Source organism: Streptomyces sp. NPDC059452 (assembly GCF_042750035.1).
Taxonomy (GTDB): Bacteria; Actinomycetota; Actinomycetes; order Streptomycetales; family Streptomycetaceae; genus Streptomyces.
This window is the reverse complement of sequence record NZ_JBHYVE010000010.1, coordinates 226,282-248,607: the sequence shown is the minus strand read 5'-3', so window position 1 is coordinate 248,607 and position 22,326 is coordinate 226,282. Positions and strand designations below refer to the sequence as shown.

At 69.9% G+C, this 22,326-nt stretch carries 21 protein-coding genes and 4 pseudogenes; 13 read left to right on the top strand and 12 right to left on the bottom strand.

Annotated elements, in window-relative coordinates; translation table 11 throughout:
* Window positions 1–70 precede the first annotated feature (70 nt).
* The 3 genes and pseudogenes from ACFW9Z_RS16410 to ACFW9Z_RS16400 form a co-directional block, all read right to left on the bottom strand.
* Window positions 71–429: pseudogene (locus ACFW9Z_RS16410) on the bottom strand (VOC family protein).
* Window positions 430–484: 55 nt separating this feature from the next.
* Window positions 485–1,384, bottom strand: coding sequence for a MaoC/PaaZ C-terminal domain-containing protein (locus ACFW9Z_RS16405; RefSeq protein ID WP_384640573.1), 900 nt, complete (start codon window positions 1,382–1,384; stop codon window positions 485–487).
* 11 nt (window positions 1,385–1,395) lie between these two features.
* Complete coding sequence (locus ACFW9Z_RS16400) at window positions 1,396–2,745, bottom strand: 3-oxoacyl-ACP reductase (protein ID WP_384640503.1); 1,350 nt, start codon at window positions 2,743–2,745, stop codon at window positions 1,396–1,398.
* Window positions 2,746–2,907: 162 nt separating this feature from the next.
* On the opposite strand from ACFW9Z_RS16400, the pseudogene ACFW9Z_RS16395 reads away from it, so the two are divergent.
* Window positions 2,908–3,345 (top strand): annotated as a pseudogene (locus ACFW9Z_RS16395) (acetyl-CoA C-acyltransferase); the annotation flags it as partial.
* 109 nt (window positions 3,346–3,454) lie between these two features.
* Window positions 3,455–5,383 carry an AMP-dependent synthetase/ligase gene (locus ACFW9Z_RS16390; protein WP_384640500.1) on the top strand — a complete coding sequence of 643 codons (1,929 nt, stop codon included), beginning with the start codon at window positions 3,455–3,457 and terminating at the stop codon, window positions 5,381–5,383.
* Window positions 5,384–6,205: 822 nt separating this feature from the next.
* On the opposite strand, the gene ACFW9Z_RS16385 is transcribed toward ACFW9Z_RS16390, so the two are convergent.
* Entirely contained in the window at window positions 6,206–6,859 is a 654-nt protein-coding gene (locus ACFW9Z_RS16385) for a flavin reductase family protein (RefSeq protein WP_384640497.1), read from the bottom strand.
* Between the two features lie 67 nt (window positions 6,860–6,926).
* Between ACFW9Z_RS16385 and ACFW9Z_RS16380 the strand changes: the two genes are divergently transcribed.
* Both ACFW9Z_RS16380 and ACFW9Z_RS16375 read left to right on the top strand, forming a co-directional pair.
* Window positions 6,927–7,655: a helix-turn-helix domain-containing protein gene (locus ACFW9Z_RS16380; RefSeq protein ID WP_384640494.1), complete on the top strand. Its 729-nt coding sequence runs from the start codon at window positions 6,927–6,929 to the stop codon at window positions 7,653–7,655.
* A gap of 668 nt (window positions 7,656–8,323) precedes the next feature.
* Complete coding sequence (locus ACFW9Z_RS16375) at window positions 8,324–9,376, top strand: MarR family transcriptional regulator (protein ID WP_384640491.1); 1,053 nt, start codon at window positions 8,324–8,326, stop codon at window positions 9,374–9,376.
* Between the two features lie 159 nt (window positions 9,377–9,535).
* Here the strand turns inward: ACFW9Z_RS16375 and ACFW9Z_RS16370 are convergent, their stop codons facing one another.
* The gene (locus ACFW9Z_RS16370; protein WP_384640488.1) at window positions 9,536–10,303 is read right to left on the bottom strand and encodes a helix-turn-helix domain-containing protein; all 768 of its coding nucleotides are present in this window, start codon (window positions 10,301–10,303) and stop codon (window positions 9,536–9,538) included.
* 326 nt (window positions 10,304–10,629) lie between these two features.
* Here ACFW9Z_RS16370 and ACFW9Z_RS16365 point away from each other — a divergent pair, with 326 nt between their 5' ends.
* From ACFW9Z_RS16365 to ACFW9Z_RS16345, 5 genes are all read left to right on the top strand, one after another.
* The gene (locus tag ACFW9Z_RS16365) at window positions 10,630–11,088 is read left to right on the top strand and encodes a glycine-rich domain-containing protein (RefSeq protein ID WP_384640485.1); all 459 of its coding nucleotides are present in this window, start codon (window positions 10,630–10,632) and stop codon (window positions 11,086–11,088) included.
* An 89-nt stretch (window positions 11,089–11,177) separates the two neighbouring features.
* A complete protein-coding gene (locus ACFW9Z_RS16360) occupies window positions 11,178–11,906 on the top strand; it encodes a class I SAM-dependent methyltransferase (protein ID WP_384640483.1) in 729 nt (242 codons plus the stop codon).
* An 85-nt stretch (window positions 11,907–11,991) separates the two neighbouring features.
* On the top strand, window positions 11,992–12,756 hold the full coding sequence (locus ACFW9Z_RS16355; RefSeq protein ID WP_384640570.1) for a GNAT family N-acetyltransferase: 765 nt from the start codon (window positions 11,992–11,994) through the stop codon (window positions 12,754–12,756).
* Window positions 12,757–13,163: 407 nt separating this feature from the next.
* Window positions 13,164–13,802, top strand: a complete 639-nt coding sequence (locus ACFW9Z_RS16350; protein ID WP_384640480.1) for a TOPRIM nucleotidyl transferase/hydrolase domain-containing protein — start codon at window positions 13,164–13,166, stop codon at window positions 13,800–13,802.
* A 182-nt stretch (window positions 13,803–13,984) separates the two neighbouring features.
* Window positions 13,985–14,842, top strand: a complete 858-nt coding sequence (locus ACFW9Z_RS16345) for a M23 family metallopeptidase (RefSeq protein ID WP_384640477.1) — start codon at window positions 13,985–13,987, stop codon at window positions 14,840–14,842.
* Window positions 14,843–14,932: 90 nt separating this feature from the next.
* On the opposite strand, the gene ACFW9Z_RS16340 is transcribed toward ACFW9Z_RS16345, so the two are convergent.
* The 3 genes from ACFW9Z_RS16340 to ACFW9Z_RS16330 are packed head-to-tail and all read right to left on the bottom strand — an operon-like array spanning window position 14,933 to window position 16,238.
* Window positions 14,933–15,451, bottom strand: a complete 519-nt coding sequence (locus ACFW9Z_RS16340; protein WP_384640473.1) for a hypothetical protein — start codon at window positions 15,449–15,451, stop codon at window positions 14,933–14,935.
* Window positions 15,448–15,825: a hypothetical protein gene (locus tag ACFW9Z_RS16335; RefSeq protein WP_384640470.1), complete on the bottom strand. Its 378-nt coding sequence runs from the start codon at window positions 15,823–15,825 to the stop codon at window positions 15,448–15,450. Before ACFW9Z_RS16335 ends, ACFW9Z_RS16340 begins: the two co-directional genes overlap by 4 nt.
* Entirely contained in the window at window positions 15,822–16,238 is a 417-nt protein-coding gene (locus tag ACFW9Z_RS16330; RefSeq protein ID WP_384640467.1) for an ATP-binding protein, read from the bottom strand. The genes ACFW9Z_RS16335 and ACFW9Z_RS16330 overlap by 4 nt, the downstream gene beginning before the upstream one ends.
* A gap of 239 nt (window positions 16,239–16,477) precedes the next feature.
* On the opposite strand from ACFW9Z_RS16330, the gene ACFW9Z_RS16325 reads away from it, so the two are divergent.
* Together ACFW9Z_RS16325 and ACFW9Z_RS16320 are read left to right on the top strand one after the other, a co-directional pair.
* Entirely contained in the window at window positions 16,478–17,347 is an 870-nt protein-coding gene (locus ACFW9Z_RS16325) for a helix-turn-helix domain-containing protein (protein ID WP_384640464.1), read from the top strand.
* Between the two features lie 48 nt (window positions 17,348–17,395).
* Window positions 17,396–17,566, top strand: a complete 171-nt coding sequence (locus ACFW9Z_RS16320; RefSeq protein WP_384640461.1) for a DUF397 domain-containing protein — start codon at window positions 17,396–17,398, stop codon at window positions 17,564–17,566.
* Between the two features lie 21 nt (window positions 17,567–17,587).
* On the opposite strand, the pseudogene ACFW9Z_RS16315 reads toward ACFW9Z_RS16320, so the two are convergent.
* Window positions 17,588–17,991, bottom strand: a pseudogene (locus ACFW9Z_RS16315) (pyridoxamine 5'-phosphate oxidase); the annotation flags it as partial.
* 215 nt (window positions 17,992–18,206) lie between these two features.
* Here ACFW9Z_RS16315 and ACFW9Z_RS16310 point away from each other — a divergent pair.
* Window positions 18,207–18,602: a hypothetical protein gene (locus ACFW9Z_RS16310; protein ID WP_384640458.1), complete on the top strand. Its 396-nt coding sequence runs from the start codon at window positions 18,207–18,209 to the stop codon at window positions 18,600–18,602.
* A 98-nt stretch (window positions 18,603–18,700) separates the two neighbouring features.
* Here the strand turns inward: ACFW9Z_RS16310 and ACFW9Z_RS16305 are convergent, their stop codons facing one another.
* From ACFW9Z_RS16305 to ACFW9Z_RS16295, 3 genes and pseudogenes are all read right to left on the bottom strand, one after another.
* Window positions 18,701–19,969 carry a hypothetical protein gene (locus ACFW9Z_RS16305; RefSeq protein ID WP_384640456.1) on the bottom strand — a complete coding sequence of 423 codons (1,269 nt, stop codon included), beginning with the start codon at window positions 19,967–19,969 and terminating at the stop codon, window positions 18,701–18,703.
* 64 nt (window positions 19,970–20,033) lie between these two features.
* Complete coding sequence (locus ACFW9Z_RS16300) at window positions 20,034–20,510, bottom strand: hypothetical protein (RefSeq protein WP_384640453.1); 477 nt, start codon at window positions 20,508–20,510, stop codon at window positions 20,034–20,036.
* A gap of 111 nt (window positions 20,511–20,621) precedes the next feature.
* Window positions 20,622–21,023 (bottom strand): annotated as a pseudogene (locus ACFW9Z_RS16295) (nitronate monooxygenase); the annotation flags it as partial.
* 172 nt (window positions 21,024–21,195) lie between these two features.
* On the opposite strand from ACFW9Z_RS16295, the gene ACFW9Z_RS16290 reads away from it, so the two are divergent.
* Window positions 21,196–22,326 (top strand): choice-of-anchor A family protein (locus ACFW9Z_RS16290; protein WP_384640451.1); only part of this gene is annotated, 1,131 nt, incomplete at its 3' end.

The following is a 22,326-nucleotide window of genomic DNA, read 5'->3' as shown; positions in this document are numbered from 1 at the left end:
AGACAGCCAACCACCCCGTTCGGCAACTGCCGGGCGGGGCTCTGTCGTTGGGCTTGACCTGTGGGTATCCTCAGAACTGATAATCAGGAGTGTTGGGGTCGGCCAGGACATACCAGCTCTCCTTGCCCGTCTGGCCGACGTCGGCGGGCCGGGCGCCGAGGGCGAGGAGCCGTTCCAGCTCGGCGTCCTGGTCGCGGTCGGTGGCGTTGACGTCGATGTGCAGGCGGAGCTTCCCGGCCCGGGGTTCGCTGGTGGGGCTCAGGACGATGGTCGGCTGCGGGCGCCGAAGCCGACGCCGGGCGGCCCGATCTCGATGGAACCGTCGCTCTCCCGGCCGAGTTCGACATAGCCGAGGATGTCGCTCCAGAACGCGGCGAGCCGCTCGGCGTCGGCGGCTTCGATGACCAGTTCGCTGATGCGGCATGCCATGGCGGCCAGTGTAGGGAGCGGGGCTCCCAGGAGGCCCGCAGCGAGGCGGCGCGCCTCACAAGCCCCGCGACACCGTCCCCGTGAGGTGCACACGCCCGTTCCCGCTCCGCAGGGCGAAGGCGTTCCCGGCCGGGTCGGCCGCGTACGTCACGGTGGCGGGCAGCAGGACGGGTGCCCTGAAGTCGGCCCGTACGGTGCGGAGTTCACCCGGCTGTCCGCCCGCCTCGGCCAGGCAGCGGGCCACCGTCCACATGCCGTGCGCGATGGCCCGGGGGAAGCCGAAGAGGCGGGCGGTCAGCGGGTGGAGGTGGATGGGGTTACGGTCGCCGGAGACGGCTCCGTACCGCCGCCCGAGATCGCCGGGCAGCCGCCACTCGGCGACGGCGGGTAGCCAGGGGTCCTTCCGCGCGCTCTTCCCGGGCGCTCCCGCCTCCGCTTCCGCTTCTGCCCCCGCCTCCGTCTCCGCCTCCGCTTCTGCCTCCGCCTTCGCTTCCGCCTTCGTCGCGTGCCGTGACAGATAGCCGCTGCGCGACTCCCACACGAGCTCCCCGCCCACCCGCGCCTCGGTCACCATCGTGACTTCGGTGCCGCGCCGGTGAGGCGTCAACTCATCTGCGTACACCGTCAGTTCGAGCGCCTCGTGGGGCTGCGCGGCCCGGACTCCGCTCACCTCGATCCAGGTGTGGACGAGCCCGACGACGGGGAGCGGGAAGGAGCGCCCGGTCATCAGCCGCATGGCGAGCGGAAAGGCCAGGACATGGGGGTACGTGAGCGGGAGCGGCCCGGATGGCGGGAAGCCGCAGATCCGGCGGTACGCGGCCAGGGGGCCGGGGGCGGCGGGGGCGGCCGGGAGGGTGAGGCGGTCGGTGGGCAGGGTGGCGTCCGGTCGTCGTCCGGCGTGCTTGAACGGCGAGGTGACGGCACCGCGTACGAGGGAGGCGCTCAGCCCGGACACGGTCATCACGCTCACGCCCCCAGCAGGCTCTGGCCGCAGACGCGCAGCACCTGGCCGTTGACGGCCGAGGAGGCGGGCTGGGCGAACCAGGCGACGGCCTCGGCGACATCGACCGGAAGGCCGCCCTGGGAAAGGGAGTTCATACGGCGGCCCGCCGCGCGGATGAAGAAGGGTACGGCCGCCGTCATCTTCGTCTCGATGAATCCGGGCGCGACCGCGTTGACCGTGACGCCGTGGTCGACGGCGGCGCGTGGGCCGAGCGAGCGGACGAGACCGATGATTCCGGCCTTGCCGGCCGCGTAGTTGGTCTGCCCGGCGTTTCCCGAGATGCCCGCGATGGAGGCGGTGGCGACGATCCGGCCGCCGCGCGGGATGGCGCCCGCCTTGAGGAGTTCGTCGGTGGTGCGCAGGACGCTGTCCAGGTTGACTTCGATGACCGAAGTCCAGCGTTCGGCGGGCATGTTGGCGAGGCGGCGGTCACGGGTGATGCCCGCGTTGTGGACGAGGATGCCGAGCCCGTCGGGCGCTGCCGAAGAGATGCGGTCGGCGGCGTCGGGGGCGGTGATGTCCAGGGGGAGGGCGGTGGCGCCGAGCCGGTCGGCGGTACGTTCCAGCTCCCCATGGGCCTGTGGCACGTCCAGGGCGATGACCTGGGCCCCGTCGCGGGCCAGCACGGAGGCGACGGCCGCGCCGATGCCCCGAGCGGCCCCGGTGACCAGGGCGGTGCGGCCGATGAGCGGGGCGGACCAGTCGGCTACGGGGTCGGGGGAGGAGGCGGGGCCGGGGGCGGGGCCGTGGGTGGCGGCGGTCAGCTCGATGACCTGGCCGCTGACGTACGCCGAGCGCGGGGAGAGAAGGAAGCGGAGGGTGGACTCGGCGTCGTGAGCCGTTCCCCCGCCCGGAATCCGTACGAGCTGAACGGTGGAGCCCCGCCCGATCTCCTTCCCCAGCGACCGGACGAACCCCTCCAACGCCTGCTGGGCGGCGGCCTGGTGGTGGTCGCCGGGGGGCGGCACCGTACCGAGGGCGACGATCCGCCCGCCCGGGGCGAGGGAGCGTACGACGGGGTGCAGGGCGGCGTGTACGTCCCCGAGCCCGGCGGCGGTGGCCACCCCGGTGGCGTCGAGGACGATCGCGGCGGGCCGGTCGGCACGGCCGACGACCGGGAGCCCGACCCGTGACAGCACCTCCGCGACTCCCGTGACCGCCGGGGTCCCCGCCGCCAGATGCAGGAGCGGCCCGTCCAGATGCGGGGTCTCCAGGCTCCAGCGGCGCAGCGGGGCGGGCTGCGGGAGGCCGAGGCGGCGGGTGAGGAAGCGGCCGGGTGCTGTGCCGGAGAGGTGCAGATAGCGATCGGCCATTGTCCTGACTCCCTGCTCGGTCGTAGATTTACTCCAGAGTAAGGTTACTCAAGAGTCAGGAGCTGGTCGAGATGAAGAATCCCGGACGGACCGCATGGCGGCCCGATCCCGGCCGGGCCGATCTCGGGCGGCCCGATTGCGGGCGGCCCGATCCTGGACGGCCCGAGCGAGGAGTTGGCACGTTCACGGGGCTGGGAGCCACTCGCCTACCTCACCCTCTACGAGACGGCGGCCGTGGACTACGTGGAGGGTGACGACGGCCTCCTCATGGCCCCGGCGCACGCGGTGCCGCGCCTGCTGGAGCGCGCGGGGCTCGGTATCGAGGACTTCGACCTGTACGAGATCCATGAGGCGTTCGCCTCCCAGGTGCTGGCCACCCTCGCGGCCTGGGAGAAGCAGGGTCTGTCCCCGCTCGACCGCACCCGCCTGAACGTGGCCGGCTCCTCGCTGGCCACGGGCCACCCCTTCGCCGCCACGGGGGCACGGATCGTCGCCACGTTGGCCAAGCTGCTGGCGGAACGGGAGGCCCCGGGGCGGGGGCTGATCTCGATCTGCGCGGCGGGCGGCCAGGGCGTGACGGCGATCCTGGAGCGCCCCTGACTTCTTCTCCGCCCTGCCTGCCTACCTGTCTGTCTGCCTGCCGGACGGACGGACGACCCGGTGACGAGACCCGCCCGCCCCCCCCGCCCCCGCTACCGAGGAGCCGCACGTGTCAACGCCTTCATCCGCCGCCCCCGTATCCGCAACTCCCCCATCCACACCGGTCCTTGTGGAGCCGACGAAGAAGCGGGACCCCGACGGACGGGTCCGGGAGGTCTCCGTACCGGCGCTCGCGCCCCCGGTCCTGCGGGGCTCGCTGGCGGAGATCCCGTTCGACAACGCCCGCGAGGCGCCGTCGGAGGCGGTTCTCAGCCGCAAGGACGCCGAGGGCACCTGGCACGACGTGACCGCCGCCGACTTCGCCGCCGAGGTGCTCGCGGTGGCGAAGGGCCTGATGGCGGAGGGGCTGCGGGCGGGCGACCGGATCGCGATCATGGCCCGTACGACGTACGAGTGGACGCTGCTGGACTTCGCGTCCTGGGTGGCCGGCCTGGTGACGGTCCCGATCTACCCCACCTCGTCCGCCTTCCAGGCCCGCTGGATCCTCCAGAACTCCGGTGCGGTGGCCTGCGCGGTGGAGACGAAGGAGCAGGGCCGCCTGATCAGCCTGGAACGTCGGCAACTGGGCGACCTGGCGCACCTGTGGCAGTTCGACACGGGGGCGATCGCCCACCTCAAGTCCCTGGGCAAGGACATCCCGGATCCGGCGGTGGCGGCCCGCAGGGCGACCTTGGAACCGGAATCCCCCGCCACGCTCATCTACACCTCGGGCACGACGGGCCGCCCGAAGGGCTGTGTCCTCACCCACGGCAACTTCTTCGCCGAGGTGGACAACGCGATCGAACTCCTCCACCCGGTCTTCAAGTCGGTGTCGAAGGACCCGGCGTCCACCCTCCTCTTCCTCCCCCTCTCACATGTGTTCGGCCGGATGGTGGCGATCGGCTGCATGCGGGCGAGGGTGCGCCTGGGCCACGCCCCGTCCATCCAGACGGATGACCTCCTGGCCGACCTGGCGGGCTTCCGCCCGACCTTCCTCCTCGCCATCCCGTACGTACTGGAGAAGGTCTACAACACGGGGAGGGCGACGGCGGAGAAGATGGGCCGGGCGTCGTCGTTCGACCGGGCGGCCCGTATAGCTCAGCGCTACGGCAAGGCAGTTGAGGCCGCCGAACACGGCACGGGCCCGGGCCCCGGCCTCGGGCTGCGCGCGGCCCGCGCCCTCTATGATCCCCTGGTCTACCGCCGTATCCGGGCGGCGCTGGGCGGCAAGGTCCGGTACGTGATCTGCGGCGGCTCGCCGCTGGGCCGCCGCCTGGCCTCCTTCTACGAGGGCGCGGGCATCGGCATCTTCGAGGGATACGGCCTGACGGAGACGACGGCGTCCCACACGGTGACGCCACCCCTCAAACCCCGCCTGGGCACGGTGGGTTGGCCGCTGCCCGGCACCTCGGTACGCATCGCGGACGACGGCGAGGTGCTGCTGCGGGGCGGCCAGGTGTTCCGGGGCTACTGGGACACGGAACGCGCGGAGCCGGTTCCGTACCTCCTGGACGGCGACTGGTTCCCGACGGGCGACCTGGGGGCCCTGGACGAGGACGGCTACCTGACGATCACGGGCCGCAAGAAGGACATCATCATCACGTCGGGCGGCAAGAACGTCACACCCGCCCCCTTGGAGGACTGGCTCCGCGCCCACCCCCTGGTCAGCCAGTGCATGGTGATCGGCGACAACCGCTCGTACATCACGGCCCTGATCACCCTGGACCCGGACGGCCTCCAGCACTGGCGTCAGATGACGAAGAAACAGGACGTGTCACTAAGGGAGTTGATCCACGACGAGGAGCTGCGCACGTCCCTCCAGAAGGCGGTGGACGAGGCGAACCGCCTGGTCTCGCGCGCGGAGTCGATCCGTAAATTTGCTGTCCTGCCAGTGGACTTCACGGAGGAGCGGGGCCACTTGACGCCTTCGCTGAAGCTGAAGCGGGATGCGATCGCCCGGGACTTCACGGAGGAGATCGAGGGGCTGTACCGGCGGTGAGGCGGACCGCTCGGCCGGTCGGCGCTCCGATCGCATCAGGGCAATGCCGATGGGGGAGGAGCCGCAGGTGCGCAGTTCTGAGTAACCGGAACGGAAGACGTGCCACCAGGTGCCCCCTTGCTGGTCTGTTGCCCGCTCTGCCGTCGGAGGAGAGGATGATGAGGGCTGCACGGCTTCCGGTAGAAGTCCTCCGCCCGTGAGACTGGGGCGATACGTTCGCTTCTCAAGAAGTGATGAAAAACGAGCCGCTGGCTGCATAGACCCGCAGGTCAGGAACGGTGGTTCCCGCGCGTGCGGGGGTGGTCCCGCGGTGCTGCGGGCGAAGAGGGCGGGCAAGTGGTTGGTCCCCGCGCGTGCGGGGGCGGGCCCCAGGTCCAGGCGCCACGGGATGTGGCGGTGCTCGTGGTCCCCGCGTGCGGGGTTGGGCCCAGGGTCTGGGAATCGTAGAAGCCCATCGGCTGCGGTCCCCGCGTTTGTGGGGATGATCCCATGCTGTGGGATGCCCCGGAGATCCAGCTTGCGGTCTCCGCGCACGCAGGGGATGGTCCCAACGCGGTGGTGTGCCACCGGATGGTCTCGGCTATGGTCCCCGTGCACGCGGGGATGGTCCCCGTTCGAGGGTGCCCTCCTCGATCGGCACTCGATAGTCCCCGCGCACGCAGGGATGGTCCCACCACCAGTCCCAGAGTGCGGGCCTTACCTCCGTGGTCCCTGCGTACGCAGGGGAGAGCGAGGGTTGGATCGGCGGTGAAGTGAAGTAGGCGGCTCGGAACCCGAGCTTCGGGCTCCGGGCTCTCCGGCTGCCTGTTCGGTCGGGGCGAATCAGTGGTTCCGTCGGGGCGTCTGGGAACGGAAGCTGTGGCCGATTTCGGGCCCGAGTCCGTAGTAGTGGCGGAAGTTGTAGATCAGTGGGCTCCACTTGGCTGGGTCGATGTGCTGGGAGCCGGGGACGACTATCCGCGCATCGGCATGGACCTTGAGCACCTGGGCTTCGATGATGAGAAACGTTCCGGTCACGTCAGTTCGGACCTGGGCTGCGTGGGCCTCCAGCTGGATGGGGCATTCGGCGACTCTCGGTGGCCGGACCAGCTCGGAGGGCTCAGGTCGCAGGCCGGCAGCGGCGAACTTGTCCGGCTCGAAGCGGAAGGTGTTGCGCTTGCCCACGGGGATCGGGTTGCGCCCGGTCAGCGGTGCCAGCCGTTCCACCGCCGGCCACTGAGCGGGTGCGGGGAGATTGACCACCAGATCGGGGCGGCTGCGCAGATTGTGTGCGGTCTGTCCCTCGACGCCCACACCGAGGACGAGTATCTGGCCGAGTGCCCAGGCCGACGACATCGGCGCCAGGTTGAAGGAGCCGTCCGCGTTCTCCGTGGAGAGCAGTACGACCGGGGTTCCGAAGTACAGGATGCTCGGTGTGATGGTCACATGATCGGCCGACGTGCCGTTGAGCACGCCGCCGGGCGTCGCGGTGTTCATGGGCTGGACGGTAGGACGGTGATCCTTCGGTCCCGGCCGAAGGATCGCGGGTGCATGATGGAACACGATGAACAGCCATGACGCGCATACGGAGGGCCCGGACCTGGCCGCCTTGGCCGGGCTGCTGGCCGACGGCACCCGCGCAAGTTTCTGCCTGGCACTGCTGGACGGTCGCGCCTGGACCGCGAACGAGCTGGCGCGTCATGCCGGGGTAGCCGCCTCGACCGCGACCGGGCACTTGAACCTCCTTGTCAACGGAGGCTTGCTCACCGAGGAGCGCCAAGGGCGCCACCGCTACGTTCGCCTCGCCGATCCCGAGACGGCCGAACTGATCGAGAACCTTGCCTCCATGGCTCCTCGACGCCTCGCTCCGCCAAGATCGCTGCCCGCGGTCAACCGCGGCCGGGCACTGGCCCGCGCCCGCACGTGCTACGACCACCTCGCCGGCACTCTCGGAGTCGCGATCACCACGGCCATGACCGACCGGGGGCTGCTGGACTGGGAGCAGGGGCTGACGCTCACCGGCAACGGGACGGCCTGGCTGGCCGAACTCGGCATCGCACTACCGCCCGCCACGCGGCGCCCGCCCGTCCGCTCATGCCTGGACTGGACCGAACGCCGCCCCCACTTGGCCGGAGCCGCCGGAGCTGCCCTATGTGCTCACGCCTTCGATTCCGGCTGGATCAGGCGGATCGGCACCAGCCGCGCCGTCGCTCTCACCGACACCGGCCGGCAAACGTTCCGGGCCCACCTCGGCTTGTCCGACGATTCGCTTGTTACTGACCCACGTTTCTAGGGATAGTGAAGGCTGCATGGCTCCGGCGGAAGCCGGTCATGGGGCTGGGGTATATGTCTGTTTCTCGGGAAGTGATGGAAAGCGAGCTCGTGGCCATAAACCCGCAGGTCGCGAACTGTGGTCCCCGCGTGTGCGGGGGTGGGCCCGCCCCGAACCGCAAGAAGGTGACCGTCTCCGCGTGGTCCCCGCGAGTGCGGGGGTGGGCCCGAGCAGAGGATGAACGTGCCCTCCTCGCCAGGGGGTGGTCCCCGCGTGCGTGTGGGGTGGGTCTCGAATCCCGAGCCCCGAGTCTCGGGCTTCGGGATGTTCAGTTCACTCTTTCGGGGGTGCGCAGGCGTGGGTCCGGGCCGAAGCTTGGGTCTCGGGATGCGAGGTTCGGGATGCGGGATTCGGGGTTCGAGCGCCTTCTTTAACCGGCAGGTAAGGGAAGGGGGTTGGGGAAAACCTCCCTCCCTCCCTACCCCGTCACGGCGAGCAAGTATGACTAATTGTGACAGCTTGCGGCGGAGCGTCACGAGTGCTTACGGTTCGAGAACCAAGCGACCCCGACGCGGTGTAGCCACACCAGGTCGGGGTCTCACCGCAAGATCGAGACAAAGGTCGATCCCGTGGCTATCCAGCACACTAGTCCTGCCCTGCTTGCCCCCGCACCTTCCGCCGCGTACCCGATGGCCAAGCCCGGGTACGGCAAACGCTCCGCGCCCGGCCAACGCCCCCGTACGCGCGAAGACTTCGCGCTCCTGCCTACGCGCGAGCGGTACGTCGCCGGGTTCGTCGACCACCTCCCCGAAGGCGCGGCCATGAGCGTGAAGCAGCTGGCCAAGCAGCTCCCGCTCTACGGGCAGCAGGCCATCTCCACCGCCCTGAACGCCCTCTCCGTAGCCGGGCACCTGCGACGCGTACGGTGCGCCGTCGGCACGGGCGACGAGACACGGTGGGTCTTCCGCACCTTCTGGTCCCGCACCGCACACGACAACGCATGGTGGAACACCTACCTCGCCACCGAAAAGGCCGTGCAGGCCACCCAGGCCGTAAGCCCCACAACACCAGACGCCCCGGCCCCCGACACCGCGCCCCCGCCTCCGCCGCCCTGGGTCCCGGCCGAAGAACCACCACCGCCCGGACCGTCGGAGAACTCCCGTACGCAGGAGGCCTCCGCCGCTACGGCAGGCCTGGAACCCACCCCCGTACCGCATCAACACACCCCGCCCCAGGCGCCCTCCACCACACCCACACCACCCCTGGCATCCGCCCCCTCGCCCGCCTATCTCGCCTTGGCCCACCTCGGCGTCAAGGACGAGCGCCTCGCCCTCTCCGCCGACGACTGCGCCGCCCTGGAAGCACAGGCAGCGGAATGGCTCTCCCGGGGCGTCACCGTCGACTACCTGACCAGCGCCCTCACCGCAGGACTCCCCGCCCAGGTCGACTACCCCCTCGGCCTCGTCCGCCGCCGCCTCACTGACAAACTCCCACCCCAACTCCCCAGGCCCGCGACCACCTCGCCCGGCACCTCCACCCCCACCCACCGCATCCTCATCGAATGCACCGACTGCGGCCGCCCCGGCCAGCCCGAAGCCCTCCCCGACGGCCTCTGCCGCCCCTGCCACACCACCCACCACACCGAAACCGACAACGACCCGATCCAGCCCGCCGAAGCCACCGAAGCCGCCGACATCAAGGCACGCATGGCCAACCTCCGCGGCCTGCTCAAATCCGTCTGAGATCCACAGCCGACGGACCGGCCCACACAGAGGACGGGCTCCGCCTATGAGTCCTCTCCCGACGAACGGCCCCGAGTCGGCGGTGCTCGAACGGTCTCGCATCATCTTTGGAGAGCCGGGCCACTGAGTCCTGCTCTTCATTTCCGTTGGAGCGAGGCATCACTCCGGCGGCTGCCTGTACCTCTCCAGTGCTGCCTTGCTCGTGGACCGGTCCACCAGCCGCAGTTCCCAGGGGCCGGTATTCACGTCGAAGTCTTTGCCGAAGCCGACCCACTTCCCGGCCATGCGGCGGCCGGTCGGTTCGATCAGGAGTTGGACGGCCCCGTGGTAGCGGGCCCCGTTGTAGTAGCCGTCTGCGGCGGTCTGCTCGACCCACGTACCGGTGACCACGTTGCGATCAACGGTCAGGTCCAGAGCGAGCGGGCTGTCCGGATTGCTGCTCGCCCCGGGCAGGCTCTGAACGGTCAGCCGGTTTCCGTGCTGGACGATCACTACATAGTGCTTACCCTCGTACGAGCTGGCCCGGCCGGAAGAGAAAAACTCGTAGCGGCTGAGCCACACTCCCGAGAACGTCTCCTCAGCCTTCTGTGTGCCTACAGCAGCAGACGGGGCTCCGGTTGCGGCGGTCTCCATGTCATGCCCTCCTTCCCCATCCGCTTGGATCCGTGCCATCGGCACCGGCAGAGTGAACCCCAGAGCCTCGACCGGACGGCCGGTGACTCGTTCTAAAGCTCTTGCGTACACACCCCGAGGCGTCCTGCTTGTGCCGGACTCCCAGCGCTGTACCAGCCGCTTGGAAGCCTCGTTCGGCTCCCCCAGTTCCACGCCCGCCCGGCGGAGCGCCTTGGCGAAGTCGTCTTGGCTCAAGCGCAGGCCGATACGCACGGCCCGCAGTACATCATTAGGCGCCACGGCGGTCGTCGTCATGACGTCAAAGCTAGACCGAACAGTCCCGCGATGACATCGGTTTGACGCCCCGAGAGGTGTCGCTGACACCCCGCTGAGTGACGCCCGGGCGACGCCCGAAGTGTCGTCGTTCCGACCGGTCGGCGGCGAGAACATCGCTTCACCAACCGGACCGGGCAGGCCTACCAGGCCATGACCGTGCGGGTGGCGCGCGATTCCGGGCCAGATATTCGGCTCTGAGGTCACCTACCCCAGCAGCAGCGCCGAGAAGCCGTTGACCCTATGGCTTCCGCAGCCTGGCCCCCGCAAGTGCCCTGATGCTCCACACAGACCAGGAAGGCACAGACGTGACGATCACCGATACGACGAAGGCCGTGTACGAGCTCATCACTCCGGAACTGAGGGCCGACCTCATCACCATGGTCCGCGAGGACTCCTGGCCGGAGATGACCGACGACCAGGGCGAGCGTGGCGTCGACCAGGTACTGGCCTTCCTCGCCGTCGCCGCGAACACTGCGGAGAGGGCCACGCCCAGCCTTCGCGTGGACCTCTTCTGGCACGCGCTCGTGCTCCACACCAAGCACTACGCCGAGTTCTGCGCCGCGCTTGGCAGCGGGTTCATCCACCATGCCCCCGACCGTGACAACGGCCGCGACCCCGCCGAGGGACGGGACGCGATGCGCCGGACGGCCGAGATGATCCGGGCGGCCGGCTTCGACCCGGACCCGGAGTTCTGGCCGATCGACGGCGCGGCCGACTGCACCCAGAGCTACGCGGGATGCTCCGACAGTCCCGTCGCCAAGTAGCTCCGACTCAGCGGGGCAACTGACCCCCGAGCCGCAGCCGCCCGGTATCGTGCCGGGCGGCTGTCGCCGTGAACGAGAACGGACAGGTAGTGACTGACGCTCGCAGCACCGCATGGGACACCTACTCGCAGAGCAAGCCCCAGCGGCGGAAGACCAATGCCAGGGGCGAGACCACGTGGTTCAACTGGACCCAGTATCCGGACCACGGCCCCGGGGCCGGTGAACTCATGCTCAACCCGGGAGACAGGGTGCTCGACCTCGGGAGCGGGGCCGGAGGGAACGCCGCTCATCTGGCCGCGCTGGGCATGAAGTCCGTTGGGATCGACCTCTCCGCCAAGCAACTCGACAAGGCACGTGAGCGGTGGTCCGACGTGGGCGGGACGGAATTCCACCAGGCCGACGCGCTGGCCTACCTTCAAGACGCATCCACGGTCTTCGATGCGATCTACAGCGTGTTCGGTGCCGTCTGGTTCACCGACCCCGGTCTCCTGCTGCCGGTCGTCCACGCGCGCCTTAAGCCGGGCGGAGTGTTCGCCTTCTCCCAGCGGCCGCCCGTCGACGGGTGCTACGGCTGCCAGGCGTCATACATCCCGCGCGGGCCGGAGGAGGACCCCGCTGTCGTCAAGCGGTGGGACTACGAACCCGATGCGTGGACCCCGATTCTCAAGGAACACGGATTCGCAGACGTGTCAGCGACCGTCCTTGCCCCGCCTCCGGGAAGCCGACGTACGGGCACCCTGTTCGTCCGGGGTGTCCACGTGCCCAAGAGGGCTGGGGCGTGCATCGAAAGCGCTGGTCGTCGGCGTGGCGCCGCCTAAAATGACATGCAGTCCTCGCTCGGTCGTGCTGGTATCGATCCCTATGAATGGTTACTTTCTCGATGAAGCCGACTTGACGGACAGGATGGAACGGAACCTGGCGGAACACGCCTGCCATCTGCACCGGGGCATGTCCGGTGCGACCGTCGCAGAGACCGGTGACCTCCTGGTCGCGGACAGCGGCCTGGACGACGACACGTTCAATATCGTCGCCGCAGCCCGCTTCACCGCCGGCGATGTCGCGGCCCGCATCTCCGAAACCGTCGGGACGCTGGCCGGCACCAGCCGCGGTTTCTCCTGGTGGGTGGGGCCTGCCTCGACACCGGCAGACCTCACCGCCCACCTGACGGCGGCCGGTCTGCCGGTGTCCGAGCGTGAGACGGCGATGTGGGCCGAGTTGGACGACACCCTGCCGATTCCCTCTGTCCCGGGTCTGGACATCCGGACGGTGACCACGCCCGAACAGCTCGCCGACTACGCCACGGTCCTCGCCGCGAACTGGAATCCACCCGCCGAAACCGTCCGCGACTTCTTCGCCCGGGCCGCTTCCCAGGCGCTGGCCGCCACCTGCCCGGCCCGGTACCTGGTGGGCTACGTGGAGAACCGTCCGGTCTGCTCTGCCGAGGTGTTCCACCACGCGGGAGTCGCCGGTATCTACAACATCTCCACCTTGGCGGCCCACCGCAGGCGCGGCTACGGCGGAGCCATCTCGCTCGCGGCCCTTCACGCTGCCCGCGAGCGAGATCACAGCATCGCGGTCCTGCAGGCGTCGGCCGACGGGGAGCCTGTGTACCGCCGCCTGGGGTTCCGCGCCTGTGGCCAGTTCGTCGAACATGCCATCAACACCTGAACCTCCACAGCTCCACGGACACCTGTCCGTCGCCCCTGATCGAGCTGGTTACAGTCATTCATTGATGGCCGCTACGAGGACAGTGGCCTCGTAGCGGTCCGCGAGCTACGCGGGGGTGGTCCCAACGGCATCCAGGCGGCGATGGCGGGCACTGGGTGGTCCCCGCGCACGCGGGGCTCGGCGGAAGGCCGGTCGCCCTCTCCGGCGTACGCGTGGTCGGTACGCTGACCGCTTGACCAGCAACGGCAGCGCCCGCGCTCAGGCTTTCCGCGTGAGCACCGAAGGGATGCTCGAAGACTTCCGTACGCTCGTCGAGCCTTCGCCGTCGCGGACGGGGATGCACCCCAGGCCTGCATGTCGGCGGAAATTCGTTACCGTACCGGCCGCGCAGCGCGGAGACTCGCCCCATGAGTGAGACGGGCGACATGGACGCGTTCCGCGAGGCGGTCACCGCATGGGCGGCCGGTGGGCCCGGCGAGGACCCCGCCCGCGAGCTGGCCGGACAGCTCCCCGTACGGACCGTCGTCCTCCTCGAAGGCCCGAGCGACGCCGCCGCCGTCAACGCGCTGGCCGGGAGCCGTGGCCGGGACCTGGCCGCCGAGGGGGTCTGCGTCCTCCCGATGGGCGGGGCGATGAGCGTCGCCCGGTACGCCGGTCTCCTCGGGCCCTCCGGGCTGGGCATCCGGCTCACGGGCCTGTGCGACGAGCGGGAGCGCGGGTTCTACGCCCGGGGCTGGGAGCGGGCCGGTGTGGTGGGGGAGGAGGAGTCGGAGTTCTTCGTCTGCGCGGCCGACCTGGAGGAGGAGCTCATCCGCGCCCTCGGTGTGACGCGGGTGGAGGAGCTGATCCAGGCGGAGGGCGACCTGCGGGCCCTCCAGATCTTCCTGCGGCAGCCCGCGCAGCAAGGCCGTTCCCCACAGCAGCAGTTGAGGCGTTTCCTCGGTACGAAGAAGGGGCGCAAGATCCAGTACGGACGCGTCCTCGTCGAAGCCCTGGACCCCGGCCGCGTACCCGCCCCACTCGACGACCTGTTCGCCCGACTCTGATCTCGCCGATCCTTGAACCCGCCCGCCTCTGGCCTCTGGGGGTCCCGGTCGCAGGCGGGGTCTGTCCGTGCGGCTCACCATGCGGCACTCTGGTGGTGGCTTTCAACTCGCGTAGATTACACGGCACTTCGTACACCCCGCACCCCACTGCTCGGTTGTCGACCCGGAGGATCCCCCCACTCATGCGCTCGCCTCGACCCCGTGCCCGTACTCACACACGTACGAGCATCCTCGCCCTGCTGGCCCTCCTCGGCGGGCTGCTCGTTGTCACCGCCACCGCGTCCCCCGCAGCGGCCGCGCCCAACTTCAAGGCCCCCTACGCCTGCGGCCAGCAGTGGACCTACAGCCACCACTCCGCCGAGGTCAGACGGGCTCTCGACTTCGTCCGCACCGACGGCGGCGCCACCGCCGGCTCCCTGGTCCTGGCCTCCGCCCCCGGCACGGCCTACCGCCACTCCCAGCCCAGCGGCGCGGGCAACTACATCTCCATCGACCACGGCGGCGGCTGGCAGACCTACTACTTCCACCTCAACGCCTTCTCCGTCGCCAACGGGGCCCGCGTCGCCCAGGGTCAGCAGATCGGCACCACCGGCTCCACCGGCAACAGCTCCGGCGCCCACATCCACTACGAGCAGTTGTTCAACGGGGTAGGCCAGAACATCGTCATCAACGGCCAGTCGCTCAGCCCCTATCCGGGCTCGTACTACAACAAGTACCTGACCAGCGACAATGGTTGCGGTGGCAGTGGAGGCGGCAAGTACTGGGTCGACACCTTCGCCACCGCCACCGGCTATGCCGCCCCCAACACCGCCGACGCGCAAGGTCTCCTCAACGCCGGTACCCATTACGTCTATTGCAAGGTGTGGGGCGCCCGGGTCGGCACGGCGACCCAGTTCAACCACTGGTGGCTGCGCACCGACCTGGACAGCGTCTACCCGGGCAAGAACGGGCGCAACGCCTACGTCTCCGCGTACTACCTCTCCCGCTGGGGCAACGACGAGGCCCGCGACAACAACGGCACCGTGATCCCGAACTGCTGACCGCACCCCCCATGACCCCGTGCACGGGAGGGCCGCGGCGGCTTCCTTCCCGTGCACGGCCTGCGGCGTACGGGCATATCGGCGCGGGCCTCAGAACCGCAGCGCGCCGATCAGCCGCCGTGCGGTCCGGGCGTCGATTGCCCCCAACTCCACTGTGTCCGGGGCCTCCTGTCGTACGGAGACGTCGAGCGCCCCACCTCCCGTGGCGGCCGGGAACGCCTGCGCCAACAGGTCCCGTACGGTGTCGGCGTCCGGTGCGTCCGGTCCGGGCGACGACGCACCCAGCAGCCGTGCCAGCCGTACGGCGTCGTCGAGTTGGCAGGTCCCGAGCGTGATGCGGCCCTGCCGTACGCGCAGTTCGGGGAGGTCGATCCCGTACGCTTCGCAGATCTCCCGCAGCGTGCGTGCGGCCTTGAGGGTGCGCTTGGTCCCGGTACGGATGAGGCGCGCCAACTGCCGTGCGTCGGAGGCCTCCAGGGGGCCCAGCCGTACGTTGCCCTCGCCGTCGGCCGCCCCCACGTGCAGCCCGGCTTCACGGAGCGCGGCACGCAGTTCGGCGGCGGCTCCGGGGGAGGGGGCCGGAGGCGCGGTCGTGGTCACGGCATTCATTCGTAGCTCCTGACGGGGTGCTCGTTCGGTAAGTGGTGGAGGGGGAGCGGGAGTACGAGCGGGAGTACGGAGACGGGGTAGGCGGTCCAGCGCCAGCGGGCGGCGGGGGTGTCCAGCTCGTACGCGTACGGCTGTCCCCGGCGCAGCGTCTGCACCGCCGCCTCCGCGCCCCGGTGGTCGCCCAGCCAGGCCCACGCCCGGTGGAAGGTGTCACGGTCGAGCCGCGGTGTCAGCCACCGTACGGATTCCCGTATCCAGGTCACCGCGGGTCCGGGGGCGGTGGTGACGAGGTCTGCCGGGAGGGGGTGGTTGTGGGGCGCGGTGCCGTCGGTGTCGGTGTGGCACCAATAGGCCCGGGGGAGTGGGGCGTTCACGCCAGTGCGGCCGGGCGCGAGGTGAGGATCTCGGCCCACACGTCCTTGCTCTCCTGCCGGATGACCGTGCCGAAGTGCTCCGCGATCCCGGAGATCAGGGCCAGCCCGCGCCCGCTCTCGGTGGCCCAGTCGGGGGCGCGTGGCGTGGGTGACTCGGTGTTGGTGTCCGTCACGGTCACCCGTACGCCGTCGGGGCGGCGCCGCAGGGTGATCGTGCAGTGCGGCGACCCGGTGTGCCGGTCCACGTTGGCCAGCAGCTCATGGGCGCAGAGCGTGACGGCGTCGCTCAACTCCCGGAAGCCCCAGAGGTCTACGTGGGCCTTGACGATGCGCCGCATGATCGCGAGGGCTTCGGGGTGGGCGACCAGGTCTTGACGGTAGTCGGGCGGGTCCGGTTCGGCGGTGACGGGCATGACTGCTCCTCCGTTTTGAGGGAAGGGGGATCCGGCCTATGTGGCAACGCTGGGTGATCGAGGCGCTGCCGTTCGTGGTGAGCAACAGAGTGGACTGTCGAGAGCGCTCCTCGCAACCACTTCAGTTACAAAATTGTAGATTCGCCTGACCGGGTGAACGCTTCTGCATATAAAGGGAGTTGCTAAACGCCGTCATGAGTGGGTAACACTGAGCCACTTACGTCTGGGGAGGGACCTACGTGCCAAGCCACCCGCGTCCGACCGTGCGGCGCCGCCGACTCGGTGCCGAGCTGAAGCGACTCCGTGAGAAGGCCGGAGTCGGCATGGAAGACGCCGCCGAGCGCATCGGCGGCGACAAGCCCAAGATCTCCCGTCAGGAGAACGGCCGCCAGGGCGTCAGCAAACTGGAGATCGAAGCGCTGCTTGAGCTGTACCGGGTGTCGGACGACCGGCTTCGGACGGCGCTGACCACGCTGGCTCGGGAGGGGCGGCGGAAGGGCTGGTGGGCGCAGTACAGCGACATACTCCCGGCCGGTTTCCAGGAGCGGCTGTCGATCGAGTCCGATGCCGCCCGGATTCTCACCTTCCAGTCGATGCTTGTGCCGGGGCTGCTCCAGACGGCGGAGTACGCCACGGAAGTGATCCGAGCCGCAGGCAAATCCCAGACTGAGGACCAGATCAAGTCCTACATCGAGGTGCGGGCGAGTCGGCAGGAGATCCTTGCGCGGGACAACCCTCCGCAGTACGTCTGTCTCCTCGACGAGGCGGTTCTCCGTCGCGAGGTCGGTGGGCCGGCTGTCATGGCAGGGCAGCTCGGCAAGCTCCTGAAGGTGAACAACCCGCCCAAGCTCACTATCCAGGTGGTGCCCCTTTCGCAGGGGGGGCACGCGGGGGCTGACGGCGCTTTCAACATCTACAGCTATCCCGATCCGATGGACCTCGACGTCGTCAACCTGGACTATCTCGACGGCGCGCTATACCTGGAGGAGGATCTGCCAGTGGAGCGCTATCAGCTGGCCTTCGACGAGCTGAGGGCATCTGCACTCGCGTCGCGGCAGTCCATGGAGCTAGTCTCATCAGTGCGGCGAGAGTTCGCGAAAAGAGCGTAAAGACGGAGACAGTTGATGGTGCGATACGGCCTGCCGGACAGTGCCTGGGTGAAGTCCTCTTACAGCGGCGACAACGGGGGCACGTGCGTCGAGACCCAGCCGACGCCGGACGGCCGTATCGCCGTAGGTGACAGCAAGGACCGTACCCTCGGCGCGCACACCTTCGCGCCGACGCAGTGGCAGGCCTTCGTCACCGCCGTACAGGACGGCGCGCTCTAACAGGCTGACCCGGACGATCTGTTACTCGTACCGGTACTTCAGTGAATCCGCCTCCACCTGCTCGATGTCGGCGATCGTCAGCCCCGGCATCCGCAGCTGGGCCAGCGTGACTTCGGCCGAGGTCGGCTGGGCGTCCTTCGGCAGCCACTGGTCCGGCTTTCAGACCGCGCTGCGCAGGAGCGACTTGGGGCAGTGCGGGTAGGCTTCCTCGATCCCGATCACCAGCGCGCTGGTCGGCGGCTTGCTCACGGGGTCAGTTGGGACAGCAGGTTCGGGCGGGTGGAGGCGGCGGCCCGGCCGTTCATCCTGAGCGTCGTGGTGCGCCCCGGGATGACGAACAGCAGCCCGGCCCGCCCGGTGGTGATGACGTTCTGCCAGGCGTCCAGCCGCTTGTTGCCGGTCGCGTCCGGTATCGCCACCGTCTGTTTGGGGTTTCCGTGCTCGCGGCTGCGGCGCTGCTTGGTGCTGCCTTGCCGTTCGTCGCTGACGGTCCGGGCGTGAACCGGGCCGCGCAGGCCGCTGCCGACGTCTAACGGGTGACGGGCGCCGCAGACCCCTGGGCCACGGGCCCGCCGGTCCGGGGGTGTCACCTGCCGGGGTAATCTGAACGCGTTCAAGAAAACGAGTCCTGGGGGCGGCCATGCAAGTCACCGTGCGCGAGCGTGTTCATCCGTGGCAGCTGGGTCTGGCCGTGTGCGCCGTGGTCGTCCCGCTGCTGCCGGTCGTTGGTTCCGGGGACCCTTTCTTCGTGCTTCCCCTGGTGGTCGCGACCACGGCACTGACCGCTGTGCCGCTGTTTCTCCACGCCCGGCCTTCCGGCTTTCAACGGGCCGCCGGGATTGTCGCGGCGGTGCTGCTGCCGTGGTCGCTCATCGGCTCCTGGTTCGGGATGTTCGTCTTCTTCCCATCGGCCCTTCTGCTTCTCCTCTCGGCCTTCTCGGACCCGCGGCGGCGTCCGGGGAGCGCCAAGTTCCTGGCGGGGGCCGGCTTCCTGCTGGCAGTGGCGGTACCGCTGTTCTGGTGGGGCCGAGGGTAGGGAAACCTTTCGCCGCTGATCTTCCTTTCCGCTGCTCCGGAGGCTCCTGCTCTCAGCGGGACACGCCGTTCAGGACGGACGCACGTCGGACGGGGGCGTCAGTCGTCGGACGAGGTCGTCAGTCGCGCTCGGGCCGCAGCTCGGACCCCGGGCGTCTCCATCGGGTCGTCGCGCAGTACGGCGATCCGTCCCAGGGTCTCCGGGGTCCCGGGTGCTGCCGCGATTCCCAGTAGTCGCGTCTTCTCCTCGCAGTCCCAGAGGGACTCGGTGTACACGTGGTCCAGGCCGTCCCCGTCGATGGCGGCCCAGGCCTTCAGGTACGCGGTCCGCTCGTACGAGTGCGGGGTGTGCAGCCAGAAGCGCCGCAGGTAGGGCACCGCGTCGGCGGCGGTGGGGCCGAAACGGGCCAGGCGCCGGGCCGTGCGGTCGGGGCCGCACCAGGATCGCTCCGTCCACTGTGCGGCGAGTTCGTCCACGAGCCCCGGAAGGGCGTCGGGGCCGGGATGTTCGGCCAGGACGTCCGCACCCAGTCGGGCCAGCCAGGGGCGGTCGTCCCGTGCCCAGTCGCGCGCTGCCGGTACGGCGAGGGCGCCCAGGTGGTCAACGGCCTGCCTGAGCAGGGGCAAGGGCCGGTGGCCGTCCGATGTGCCCAGCGAGGGGACCAGCGGGATCAGGCCCTCATGGGTTTCCCGAGGTTCCCGCGCTTCCCGAGGGTCCCGCGCTTCCCGGCCGTTCAGCGCGCGCAGTGCGTCGATCTTCGTACCGTTTTCCGTACGGTCGTCGGCCAGCAGGGCGAGGAGGTCCGCGGTGCCGAGCCCGGCCAGTGACGGCCGCCGGTCGAAAGGGCGGCTCCCGGTCTCGATCCCGAACCGCGTCCACGGCTCGGCGGCGTCCGGGAGCTCCGTCTCCGCGCCGATCCGGGCGTGTGCGACATCACGGAGGTCCGCCCACCACTCCTGCGGCCAGCCGATCGCCACCGACTCCAGTACGCGGACCCAGTGCACGCCTTCGCGGACGTACGCGCGAATCCCCTCCCCGGCCTCGTCCGATCCGGCGAGAGCCAGCAGCTCCAGGACCCGGCAGGCCCGCAGGCAAGCCTCCTCGTCCCCCGTCAGCATGTCCACGACCGGCGTGGGGGACAGGCCCAGATCACGGACCAGCCGCGCCAGGTACAGGGACCGGCTGTCCGTCCCGTCCCACCGCCCGTCGCGGCGGATCCCGTCGTACACGAACGCGGCAGACCCCCGGGGGTCCTGGAGCGCTCGCACCGCGCCCAGGCCACGGCCGCGTTGCAGCAAGCCCTCGGTGGAGTCGGGGTCGGGGTCGGGGTGGGGTCGGGGGTGGGAAATCTCGTACTCGTCGTTCATCACCCGGCACCCTGCCCTTCCGGCACCCGGACTGCCAGTCGATATCCGCTGGGTACCGCAAGGGCTACCGGAGCGGCCCCTGCTCGTCCATGAACACGGTGGGCGTGGACAGGAACACGTCGGCGCTCACCGGGCCGTAGGCGATGTTGAACGTGTCCAGCCAGTACGACCAGCCGCGGACCCCCGCCCCACTGCTGAAGCGGTAGTTGAGCTGCCAGCGCACCCACTGGCCGGGGGCGAGGCGTACGGCCGGGGGCCGTCGGGGTCGGGGCGGCAGGCCGAACAGGGGCTGGACCCGGGGGAGGACCCGTAGGCGGCCGTCGGTCTCCCGGAGGTGGACATCGGCCTTCGCGCGGGCCTCCTGGGTGTCGAAGGGCTCAAAGCCGTTGCACTCGTGCATACGGATCACGTGTGCTGAGGGGGTGGCCCCGGCCGGCGGGAGAGTGAAGCCGATCGGGGCCGCGTTCCTGCGTGCGGCGGCCTCCCCTCCTCGGGACTCCTTCGTCCAGGACGTCCGTATCCACTGGACAGTGATCTCCATGGCGCGTTCCTGCCCGGATCGTCGAGAGGCTCGGCCTGCGCCTCAGTTGAGGGGTTCAGCCTATGCCTCAAGGGCCGCCGGGGGCGAGCCTGTTCAGTGCGGCGTGCACCTCCGGTTGTGGACGGCGGGTGCGCCGGACTCCTCCGTGGCGAGGAACCCCGTACCGACCTGTACGGCGTCGGCTCCCAGTGCCGGCGCGGCGGTCACGCCCCGGGCGTCCGCGATGCCGCCCGCCGCCTCCACCGCCACCGCCTCCGCGCCCCGGTGGTCGCCCAACCGCCGTACGGGACGGCTCGCTCTGGCGGAGCGTCGCCCGTGGGCCCGTCGCCCTCGGTCGTGTCCCCGTCGGGCCGAGGGCTGCTGACCCTGCCCCGCAAGTGTCGGCGCCCAGTGGTCCATGACCCGGCGCAGATGCCGATGAGACAAGCGAGGGGCATTTCCCGCGCGGGCGTCGTCGACAGGGCGGACGTCGCCTGATCCGGCACTGGCGGGAGGGTCCGGTGGCTGCGCCATCCGGAGGCATTCCCTCACACGTGGCGGTGAGCCTGTTCCCCGGCCGGACCAGCGTCGGCTGCGAGCGTGGGCGCGCCGTGCGGTCCGAGCCGAGACTCACGCCATGAGACAACCATCCCCTCGGCGCCATGGGCGCCCTCGTGGGCGTGCCGGCTCTGCCGGGCTCGCCTGTGTGACGGCCCTCGCGGCCGTCCCTCTCCTCATGCTCGGCCCCGGTGCCGTTCCGGCGTCGGCCGCGCCTCTGCCCGGCGGGCTCGGGCCCTGTGTTCCCGGAGACTGCCCCGACCCGTTCCCGGGCATCAACAACGGCCCCGTCGCGGGCCGGGACAACGCGATCAACCTGTTCGTGGGGGACGACTTCCTCGTCCGCGGTTCCGCGGCGGAGGCCGAGGGGCGCGTCGTCGTCCTGAACAACTTCGACGTGAACAAGGACGCCCAGGCGGGGCAGGTCTACAACGTCGGAGAGGTGGGCGTCGGATCGCGTGTTCCGCCGCCCGTGGGAGCGGACTGGCTGACCACCGGCGGCAACATCACCGTGGCGACGGGCCAGCGGGTCCTGGCCGAGGACGGCGTCGTACGGTACGCCGGTACGCTGACCGGCACGGTCGAGGCCACCCTCACCCAGGACGACGACGCCATTGCCCCCTATGTCGCCCTCAGGGACGAGCTCACCACCGCGAGCCGTTGCTACGCACGCGTCGACGGTGCCCCGAGGACGCCCACGGGGACGGCCGTCAATCAGGGCACCCAGACGCTGTTCACCGGTGACGGGACCTCCGCGCTCCAGGTCTTCAACGTCGACTTCGACCTGACGGGGCCCGCGGGAGCCCAGCAGGGCATCGTCTTCGCCGGCATCCCCGACGACGCGACGATTCTCGTCAACATCGTGGGCGCGAACCGCACGCTCAACACCTACAGCGGCGGGATCGACGACGCCACCGACCCGCTCAACGCCTACCGCGAGCGTCTCCTGTGGAACATCCCCGACGCCACCACGGTGAACCTCAACGGAACCGGCCAGTTCCAGGGCAGCTTCCTCATCGGCGAGCAGAGCTCGTCCACCACGGTCACGCTGCCGGGCGTCAACGGACGCTTCTTCACCACCGGATCGCTCACCCACACCAACGCCCCCACGGGAGGCGGCGGTAAGGAGTTCCACGCCTACCCCTTCAACGGCGACCTGCCCGACTGCACCACCCCGCCCGTCACGGGTGTGGTGGAGGTGGTGAAGACGGACTCGGAGTCGGGTGCGGTGTTGCCGGGGGCGTCGTTCCAGTTGTGGGAGGAGACGAACGGGGTTCCG